Below are 9,747 nucleotides of genomic sequence, written 5' to 3'. Positions count from 1 at the left end.
TCAGCGGTATTGACCACACCTTGAAATTATTTGGGGTAAAGCGGCGGCAGGCTGCTCGGCTCGCTGGCCAGGTCCTGTTCGCGTTCGGTCGCAGGAATGCTGCGAATCGCTTTCCACAGTTCTTCGCCTTGCCAGTGCTGGCCGGTTTCGCTGTAGAGCGCGCCATTGAGGCCGTCCAGCGCATCACTCAACAGCACAAAACGCGCGGCCATGTCGGCCAGTGTCTCGGGTTGTTGGCGTGCCCAGGCATCCAATGCCTGACGGGTTGCCTGCGGGTCATTGGCCAGGCACGCGCGTTTGAGGTCATCCAGTAACGTGCGCGGGCTTGGCCCGGTTTGCGCCGCGCGCAAAATGGCCGGTTGCCGGCGGGCACGCCACCAAAGCCCAAAGCCGATCAACGTGGTGCTGGCCAACACCAGGGTGCTGAGCTGCCATAGCCACAACGGAGAGTCATCGCCCAAGGTCTGCGGGGTGTTATGGCTGGGGGTATCGACGGCAAGCTCCGGGTTTGCCGCGACTTGCAAGGTGCGCGCCGGTAGATAGCTGCGCTCTAGCCGGTCTTCGTGGGTGTTCCACCACACCACTTCGACGGCGGGCAATTCAACCTGGCCCACGCGGGTGGGCACCAGTGCTTCGCGCTCTTCGCGGCTGCCGATCAGGCCGTTTTCAGTGACTTGATTGCTCAGTTGTGGCAGGTCGGGGTAGCGCCGTAAGCCGTTGACGTCGGTGGTGGTCAGCGCAGGCAATTGTGCGCTGGACAGACCTTCGGCTTTTAGCGTCAAGGTGCGCGTCAGCGAGTCACCGACCCTGCAATGGTCTGGCTCGGGGTTCCAGGTTTCGCTGACGCTGAGGCTGCGCGCCGGCAACCAGGCCGCGTTGGTCGGGTAGTCCTCTGGCTTGGGCTTGACGCTCAGCGGAATGTCGGAGGAGGTGACGTGAACCAGTTTTCCGGGCTTTGGCCCAAGCGGGGCGGGAGCGGTCGATTGCTGGCTGTCGACTTGCGTGGCGCTGAAGGTTTGGGCCGGGATATTTAGCTCACCGCTGTGCTGCGGGTAGATACCGTATCGGGTTTCGATCACGCCATGGCGCACGCCATTGATGAGTTTTTCGTAGGTGCGCGACTCGCCCAGTTGCTCGACAAGGGCATCGCTCAGGTGCAAGGGCGTGAGGCTGCTGTCGTCATACAGCGCCACCGAGTGATAAATGCGCAAGGTCAAAATGGCTTGCGCCTGGACGTATACGCTCGGCTGGTCGAGGCTGGACTCGATAAAAACCGGGGCCAGTTGCGCTTCACTGGTCTCACTTTGCGTGACATTCAGGCTGATGGGCTGGCTGCGGTAATCGCCCACTTGCAGCGGGGGAATGATCACCGTGCCGGTTTGCTTGGGCTGCAGGGTGATAATCCAGCGGGTATTGGCTTTGTTGGTGTCACTGAGGTGGGTCAGTTGATTGACTTGCCGCGTACCACGCACCTCAAACAGCGCGTTGAGGGGGGAAAGGTCGGGTTTGCCAAACAGCGTGGCGTCGGTGGACTCCAGTGTCAGCTCGACGGTTTCACCCGAATTGAGTTGGTCGCGATCAACACGGGCGACCAGCCCTGCGGCGTAGGCAGGCAGGGCCGAACAACACAGCAAAAGTAAAAGGGCGCAAAGGCGGTTCATTGGGGCGTGTCCTGATGTTGCTGCTGTTCGTACCAAAATTTGCGTCGCAACAGTTCACCGGGGTTGTCGGGGATCTGTTTAAGCCATTGCTCAAGCGCCTGACGGTGTTCTTCGTCTATTGACGGCGTCACAGCCGGGGCTGGCCCGGTGTCGGGTTCGGTGCCGGGCGGGCCAGACGCGGCCGGTGTGCCCTCAGAGGGGGTGACCTCGTGCAGGTTGGCCTCACCGACAGGCACGTCCTCTTGCTGGTTTTTCACCGCCGCCCCGGCGTTGCTTGCGGTGTTGCTGCTGACCGCGGTGTCGGATGCGGGTGGTTCGGCGCCGGGTTCGGGTTCTTTTTCGGGCGTGACGGGAGGCACGTCGTGTTTTTGTGCCAGCAATGACTCGATCAACGCCTTGTTTTGTGCGGCGGCTGGTAAATCGGGTTGTAACTCCAGCGCTTGTTCGTAGGCATCGATGGCGGCTTCCAGCTCGCCACTCATGGCCAGTGCGTTGCCACGATTGTAGTGGGCGCGAGCACTGTTGACTTCAGCAAAGCGCAAGGCAGCCGCAGCGTAGTCACCTGCCTGATACAACGCTAAACCTTGCCACATAGGGTCTTTGAAGTGTTCGACGGCTTGCAGGGGTTTTTTCTGCTCCAGCAGGCGCTGGCCCTGCTGGTCTGCGCGCAACCATAGGTCGGTGAAACTGAAGGCATAGCCGGGCTGCGGCAGCATAAACAACAACGGCAGACAGAACAGCCAGCCGCGGCGACCGGCACAGGCAGCCAGCAGCAACAGGGGCAGGAGTAGCCAGTAACCTTGGTCGGCCCACGTATCCAGGCGTTGGGTCTGGCCGTTGTCGCGCAGGTGCTGCGGGCCGTCCAGCAGGCCAAGCCCGCGCAGGTCGTTGTCATCCAGCCGGACCTGGCGGTAGCGCCCGCCGACATCCATCGCAAATGCGCGCAGGCCGGGACTGTCGAGGCGCGGCAGGAGGATCGCGCCCTGATTGTCCTTGAGCAACTGCCCGTTTTCGTCGACCACTGGCGCGCCTTCGCGGCTGCCGACGCCGAGCATCAGTAGTTGCGCGGTGTGGCTGCCCAGTGCCTGGCGGATGCCTTCACGTTCCTGCTCGCTGAGGGATGAGCCAATCAGCAATAAGCGGCCCTGACCCAGCGCACCCTGATTGAGTAATTCAAGCGCTTTGACCACCGCGAGATCGGCGCGATGACCCGGTTGCGGCATGATCGAGGGTTTCAGGGCTTCGAGCAGATTGCGGCTGGTGGCCAGGTCGTCCGACAAGGGCACCAGCGTGTGGGCGCTACCGGCGTAGACAATGACCGCGGTTTGCGCGTCGTTGCGGCTTTGCAGCAGGTCGTAGAGCTTGCGCCGCGCTTGTTCCAGACGATTGGGCGAGCTGTCGGTCGCCAGCATGTCGGGGGTCAGTTCGAGCATCACCACCAGCGGATCGGCGGGCTTTTGCGTGGATTGTTCCACCCGCTGCCAACTGGGCCCGAGCAAAGCCAGCAGGGCCAGCAGCCAGGCCAGCCCGAGGGCGATCCAGGGCAGTTTGCTGTCGCGGCCATTGCCGCCACTCAGCAGCACGGGTTGGAACGCTGCGGGCAGAATCATCTGCCAGCGGCCCGCGCGTTTTTGACGGTGCCACAGCTTCCACAGCAGCCAGCCGAGCAGCGGCAGGGCCAGTAGCCATTCGGGGCGAAACCAGTGCGGCCAGAGCGCGCTCATCGACGCCTCCGCAAGCGCAGTCGCTTGAGACGTTCACGCCAGTCAGGAGGGGGTTGCAGAAAGTGCTCCTTGCTCAGCCAGCGTTGCATCAAGGTATTGGGCCACAGCTCGCGGATGACCAGCAGCGCGCTGAGCAGCAGGGCGCCAGCCAGTGGCCAACTGTAGAGCGCCTGCGCCGGGCGCGCTTGTGTGGGTTGTTGGGCAACGGGTTCAAGTTGGTCGAGGGTGTCTTTGATCGCCGCCAGTTCTTTGCCATCGCGGGCGCGAAAGTATTGGCCACCGGTCAAGGTGGCGATTTCTTGCAGTGCTGGCTCATCCAGGTCGACCCCCGGATTGATCCCGAACAGGCCCTGGGCGCTGTTTTCTTCAGGGTCGGCGCCGATGCCGATCGGGTAGATTTTGACCCCTTCTTCCCCCGCCAGTCGCGCGGCGGTGAGCGGGTCGATTTGCCCGCCATTGTTGGCGCCATCTGTCACCAGAATCAGCACGCGGCTTTGCGCCGGGCGCTGACGCAGGCGTTTTAAGGCCAAGCCAATCGCGTCGCCGATCGCTGTGTTTTTACCGGCAATGCCGATTCGCGCCTCGTCGAGCCATGTACGCACGGTGTGTCGATCGAACGTCAGAGGCGCTTGCAGATACGCCTGACTGCCAAACAGGATCAGACCTACGCGATCACCTTCACGGTTTTCCAGAAAGTCTCCGAGCAGGCTTTTCACCAGGTCAAGGCGTGTCACGTCTTCGTCGTTCCATTGCATGTCCGGGAAATCCATTGAGCCGGACACATCCACGGCGACCAATAAATCACGACCGCTGGCTGCAATGGGTAAGGGCTCGCCCAACCATTGCGGGCGCGCTGCTGCGCTCAGCAGCAGTAACCACAACACGATAAACGGGGTTTGTTGACGCCAGGAAGGCAAGTTGGGGCGCGCTTTGCGTCGTGCCAGTTCTTCAAGATCACTGAGGAAGCTGACCTTGAGCGCCGCCTCGCCACTGTCAGCAGCCGGCAGCAAAACCCGCATCAGCCAAGGTAACGGGAGCAAGGCGAACAGCCACGGCCAGGCGAACTCAAACATGTTTGCGAATCCAGGTTTCAACGGCCTGATTGAGCCCGGCGATGGCTTTGTCATCGAGCTTGCATTCGGGTTTGTAAGCGCCTTCTACCAGCACCATCCAGCGCGTCAGCCCGGCAGCGGGGCAGCGGTTGTCTAAAAATGCCAGCCATTTACGGCCGTTGAGCGTATGGCTTTGGCTGTAAGGATAGTGATTGCGGCACAGACGTTTGAGCAGGCCGTTGAGCTGTTGCAGCCAGGCGCCTGCGGGTGCGCCATCGTATGGCTTGGGCAAGCGTGCCAGTTCCTCGAGGGCTGCCAGGCGCACCGGGTCCAGAGGCTGCTCGGCGCGGCTTGACGGGCGTTTGGCAGGCAAGTAGCGACGCAACCACCACACGGTCCAGCACAGCGCGGGCGCCACAATGAGCAGCAGCCACCAGCCGGGGGCGGGAGGCCAAAAGCCAATCGCAGGAGGCAGGATCAGAGGCTGTAGCTGTTCGAGTTCTTTCATAGGGTTTTGCCGGGGCGCTTGGCATTCAGGTATTCGCGCAGTTGCTCGATCATTTCGCTTTGCGTGCTCAGGGGCATGAGCATGACCCTAAGCTTTTGCGCGAGCAGTTCCCAGCGCGCAATTCGGGCTTCGGCCTGAGCACGGTACGCTTGACGTAAATCGTAGTTGAGGGTGTCCAGTTCAAGTTGTGCACCGCGCTCGGCAAAGCGCAGCAGTCCGGCGGCGGGCAGGGCATGGTCCAGCGGGTCGGACAACGGCAACAGCATCAGGTCGCAATGGCGAGCCAACAGGCTCAGTTGTTGTTCGGCTGCATCGGTGAGTGCCCGCTCGTCACAGATCACAATCACCAGACTGCCGGGGCGCAGCACTTCGCGGGCGCGGATCAACGCCATGCCCAGTGCATCGCGGTCTGATTGAACTTCGGTGTGCAATGACTGGTTGACCCGTACCAGGCGATTCAGCAGTTGCAGCAAGCTCTGCTTGTTGCGCCGGGGTTTGATTTCATAGTGCTCGTGGTCGCCAAATACCAGCCCGCCCACACGGTCGTTATGGCCCAATGCAGCCCAGCCGATCAAGCTGGCGGCTTGTGCGGCCAGCACTGATTTGAACATCAGGCCGGAGCCAAAAAATAATCGCCGGCTTTGTTCGGCCAGGATGAAGATCGGGCGTTCTCGCTCTTCATGGAACATTTTGGTGTGGGGTTCTTGGGTGCGGGCTGTCACGCGCCAGTCGATGGTGCGCACATCGTCCCCGGCCTGATACACCCGTACTTGATCGAAGTCGACGCCGCGACCGCGCAGTTTTGAGTGGTGCAACCCCACCAGCGGGCTGCGCTGGCTGGGGGAGGCAAACAGTTGCACCTCGCGCACCCGGTGGCGCATCTCGATCAATTCGGCGAGGGTGACGCGAATGCCGGGTTCGGCGGGCAGGGGGTTGTTCATCGGTCAGGCAACGGCAACGACGTCGAGGATGCGCTGTACCACGCGGTCTTGGTCAATACCGGCCGCCTCGGCTTCAAACGACAGGATGATGCGGTGGCGCAATACGTCGAACAGTACGGCCTGGATGTCTTCAGGGCTGACGAAGTCACGCCCGGCCAGCCAGGCGTGGGCACGCGCGCAGCGATCCAGCGCAATGGAGCCGCGCGGGCTGGCGCCGTAAGCGATCCAGTCGGCCATTTCAGGGTCAAACTTACCGGGGGTGCGAGTGGCCATGATCAACTGCACCAGGTATTCCTCCACCGCATCCGCCATGTACAGGCCGAGGATTTCCTTGCGCGCAGCAAAAATGGCTTGCTGACTGACCCGGCGCTCGGGTTTGGTTTCGCCGTTCAAGGCTTCGCCCCGCGCCTGCTGCAAGATGCGCCGCTCGACAGCGGCGTCCGGGAAGCCGATTTTGACGTGCATCAGGAACCGGTCAAGCTGCGCTTCTGGCAGCGGGTAGGTGCCTTCCTGCTCGATCGGGTTTTGCGTGGCCATCACCAAAAACAACGGTGACAGCTCGTAGGTGCTGCGCCCGACGCTGACCTGACGTTCAGCCATGGCCTCAAGCAGGGCCGACTGCACCTTGGCCGGGGCACGGTTGATTTCGTCCGCCAGCACCAGGTTATGGAAGATGGGGCCTTGCTGAAATACGAAGCTGCCGGTTTCGGGACGATAGATCTCGGTGCCGGTGATGTCGGCAGGCAACAGGTCAGGGGTGAACTGGATGCGATGGAACTGTGCTTCGATGCCTTCTGCCAGCTCTTTGATGGCCTTGGTTTTGGCCAGGCCGGGCGCGCCTTCGACCAGCATGTGGCCGTCAGCCAGCAAGGCGATCAGCAGCCGGTCGATCAGTTTTTCCTGACCGAGAATCTGCGTGGAAAGAAAGGTTCGCAGCGCAAGCAGCGCTTCACGATGTTCCATCGATGACTGTTCCTGAAAAGGACACCGACGGCGTAAACGTTACGCCGGGGCTGGGGGCGTTACTTTAATCCATTGCAGGGCTTTGGGACTAATGGGAGTGGGGCTTTTTATGGAAAAAGCCCAAAACAAGCGGGTTGTTGAGAATGCTGCTTATTTGGAACGGTCCGCTGGTCGTTATTGGGTCTGCGCGAAGTGCTCGGCCAGCAGTGCGGCGAAAGCGTCCCGTGCCGTGTGGCAGCCGGTTTCGTTATGCCAGACCAATACGTTTTGCACCGCGGGCAGCTCAGTGAAGCGGTAGGCACTGAGCGCAGCCCCTGCGCCAAATCGCTCAAGGACGCCCTCGGGGACGATCGCCAGCCCGGCGCCTGCGCCCACACACCCGATAATGCTGCCCCAGTTGGCGTAGTCAACGCGGTTGATGTGCAAACCGTTATCGTTGAGCCAGTGCTCCAGCGTTGCGCGATAGGGGCAGCCTGGTGGCCACATGAACACCGTTTGCTGGCTGATAGCTTGCAAGTCAGGCAAGGGGGGGTGGTTGGGGCCGGTTATCAGTACCAAGGGTTCGCGGTACAGCGCACAGGTGTGGAGTTTTGGATGTTGAACGTCGATGGCCACAATCGCGGCATCAAGGCGGTGATGCTGAATGTCATCAAGCAATTGCGGCCATTGCCCGGTGATCAGTTCCAGCGTGACGTCGGCGTATCGTTGATGGTATTCGGCCAGTAGCGGCGGCAGGCGGCCTGTTGCGCAAGATTCAATGGCGCCAATGCGTAGCTTGCCATTGGGAATGGCATCGGGCTTGACCGCACGTTTGGCTTGATCAACCAGCGACAAAATGCGTTCGCAATAGCCAAGGAATAACTCGCCGGCGGGGCTGATGCATAAACCGCGTCCGGCACGGGTAAACAGTGCCGTGCCCAGTTCACTTTCCAACTGTTTGATGCGCGTGGTGATGTTGGACGGAACGCAGTGCAGTTGCTGGGCGGCCAGCGCAATACTGCCGCACTCTGCCACGGCCTTGATCATCCTGAGCTGGTTTAATTCCAAGGTTCACTCCTGAAGAATTCAGAACTCGCTATCTATCACTTGTGGGTCAACGCATGCCTGACAGAATTTGAGTTCTGCACACACTGGCGCTGACGACACTGTGCGTTGGTGCGTTAAAAGATAACGGCTGTGTAAGCGAGGTCAATATGAACATCACCACAACAAAAGTCGAGGCGTTGGCGCGCACCGTGTTTACCCATGGCGCACTGAATAATGCGTTTTATCAACGCTGGCTCAATGAGCGCATGGGCTTTGATGAGGTTGAAATATTTGCCTGTAACTACTGGGCCAGAACTCGCCGCACCGCCACGATGGTGGCGCTGTCACTGTTGCGCGCCAACACCTTGCCCGCGAGGGTCGAGATTGTTAAAAACCTCTATTCGGAACTGGGCGGGGGTGACGTGCACAAGGTGCACAGCGTGCTGTTACGCAGTTACTTGCTGGACGTGTTGAGCCGTTTGGCCAAGCGCCCTTATTCATTGGCCGAACTTGAAGCCGTGCCGGTATTGCCCTCCACACAGTTATTTATTGAAGAGCAGGAGGCGTTATATGCGCCGCACGGGCTGGGGCGTCCCGACAGTTATGTATTGGGTGCCTTGTTGGCGCAAGAGTGGTTGGCGTATTCCATGTTGACGCGCTTGTACGAGGGCGCGCGTAATTATCAGCACTTGTATAAACACAATGATGAGTTTCATGAACAGTGCGAATACTTTCATGTTCATATTGGCGAGGCTGAAAAAGAGCACAAAGTTCAAGCCGTTAAAGCCGCCGCCCTTGAATGTTGCACTGAACAAGACCTGGAAGGTTTGACCGTTGGTTTTAATCGTTTTCTGTCGATCACCGAAAATTATTGGAATGGCATGGCACTTGCCATGTCTGCCTCATCGATGACGGCGGCCCGCGCTTGAGGTGTTCGCCGTCGATCAGGCTTGCCGCCGCCGCGGGGGCAGTGGTGCTGTGTTGGGCCTATTCACCGATAGGTATCCATATCGGTTTACAAAGTTACAGCCCCGGGCATCTGGCTTTGCTGAGGTTTTTGGTCGCTTCGTTGTTCATGGGCGTTGTCGCGTTGTTTATAGGCATCAGGCTGCCGCGGTGGGTGGACATTCCCTGGCTATTGCTGCTGGGGTTGTTCGCCATTGTTTTTCATCATGTGGCGTTAAACATGGGGCAGCGCTGGGTCAGCCCCGGAGCATCCAGTGTGCTGGCGCAGTCAACGCCCATTTTCAGCACCCTGATTGCCGCGCTCTGGCTCAAAGAGTCTGTCAGCGCGTGGCGTTGGTGTTGGGTGGGCGTGGGGCTTGTGGGCGCTCTGGTGGTCATTTGGGGGGACAAGGGGCTGGGTAGCTTTAAGCCTCAAGGGTTGCTGATCTTGCTCGCGGCGCTGTCGTGGAGTGTGTATTTCACCCTGCAAAAACACTACTCCAGCCGCTACAGTCCCTTGACTATCGTGTGCTACACCATTTGGGCCGGGACCTTGCTGCTGGGTGTGTATTGGCCGGGGCTTGGCCAGGCAGTGATTAATGCACCGTTACGCGTCAATGCAGCCGTGTTGGTGCTGGGGGTATTTCCCAGTGCGTTGGCTTATCTGTTTTGGGCCTATGTGCTGGCGCATACCGACGTCAGCCGTGCGGTGGGCGTGATGTACCTCGTACCGCCGGTCGCCATGCTGATGGCGGCTTTGTTGCTGGGCAGCACGGTCACGGCCGGGGTTCTGCTGGGCGCCGCGATTGTATTGACCAGCGTGTTTGCAATGCGCAAAGAGCGCTGACGGCGCCTGTTCATCACGCTGAACGATAGAAGCCCTGAGCGTTCTGCCACAGGGCTTTACGTGCCCCCTGTGCCTGACCT

General features: G+C 60.3%; 9 protein-coding genes. 2 read left to right on the top strand and 7 right to left on the bottom strand.

The window, feature by feature from the left end:
• Positions 1-26: 26 nt before the first annotated feature.
• From TU86_RS14420 to TU86_RS14390, 7 genes are all read right to left on the bottom strand, one after another.
• Positions 27-1,661: a BatD family protein gene (locus tag TU86_RS14420; RefSeq protein WP_048364984.1), complete on the bottom strand. Its 1,635-nt coding sequence runs from the start codon at positions 1,659-1,661 to the stop codon at positions 27-29.
• A complete protein-coding gene (locus TU86_RS14415) occupies positions 1,658-3,385 on the bottom strand; it encodes a tetratricopeptide repeat protein (RefSeq protein ID WP_048364983.1) in 1,728 nt (575 codons plus the stop codon). The genes TU86_RS14420 and TU86_RS14415 overlap by 4 nt, the downstream gene beginning before the upstream one ends.
• Positions 3,382-4,458: a vWA domain-containing protein gene (locus tag TU86_RS14410; RefSeq protein WP_048364982.1), complete on the bottom strand. Its 1,077-nt coding sequence runs from the start codon at positions 4,456-4,458 to the stop codon at positions 3,382-3,384. Before TU86_RS14410 ends, TU86_RS14415 begins: the two co-directional genes overlap by 4 nt.
• On the bottom strand, positions 4,451-4,945 hold the full coding sequence (locus TU86_RS14405) for a DUF4381 domain-containing protein (protein WP_048364981.1): 495 nt from the start codon (positions 4,943-4,945) through the stop codon (positions 4,451-4,453). The genes TU86_RS14410 and TU86_RS14405 overlap by 8 nt, the downstream gene beginning before the upstream one ends.
• A complete protein-coding gene (locus TU86_RS14400) occupies positions 4,942-5,886 on the bottom strand; it encodes a DUF58 domain-containing protein (protein ID WP_048364980.1) in 945 nt (314 codons plus the stop codon). The genes TU86_RS14405 and TU86_RS14400 overlap by 4 nt, the downstream gene beginning before the upstream one ends.
• A gap of 3 nt (positions 5,887-5,889) precedes the next feature.
• Entirely contained in the window at positions 5,890-6,849 is a 960-nt protein-coding gene (locus tag TU86_RS14395) for an AAA family ATPase (RefSeq protein WP_048364979.1), read from the bottom strand.
• Between the two features lie 174 nt (positions 6,850-7,023).
• Positions 7,024-7,896, bottom strand: coding sequence for a LysR family transcriptional regulator (locus TU86_RS14390; RefSeq protein WP_048364978.1), 873 nt, complete (start codon positions 7,894-7,896; stop codon positions 7,024-7,026).
• 146 nt (positions 7,897-8,042) lie between these two features.
• Between TU86_RS14390 and TU86_RS14385 the strand changes: the two genes are divergently transcribed.
• Both TU86_RS14385 and TU86_RS14380 read left to right on the top strand, forming a co-directional pair.
• Positions 8,043-8,804, top strand: coding sequence for an iron-containing redox enzyme family protein (locus TU86_RS14385; protein ID WP_048364977.1), 762 nt, complete (start codon positions 8,043-8,045; stop codon positions 8,802-8,804).
• Positions 8,801-9,667, top strand: a complete 867-nt coding sequence (locus TU86_RS14380; protein ID WP_048364976.1) for a DMT family transporter — start codon at positions 8,801-8,803, stop codon at positions 9,665-9,667. Before TU86_RS14385 ends, TU86_RS14380 begins: the two co-directional genes overlap by 4 nt.
• Positions 9,668-9,747 lie beyond the last annotated feature (80 nt).

The organism is Pseudomonas weihenstephanensis (assembly GCF_001043055.1).
GTDB classification, from domain to species: Bacteria; Pseudomonadota; Gammaproteobacteria; order Pseudomonadales; family Pseudomonadaceae; genus Aquipseudomonas; species Aquipseudomonas weihenstephanensis.
Note: the sequence above shows the minus strand (reverse complement) of the source record. Positions and strands in the feature narration are given on the sequence as shown.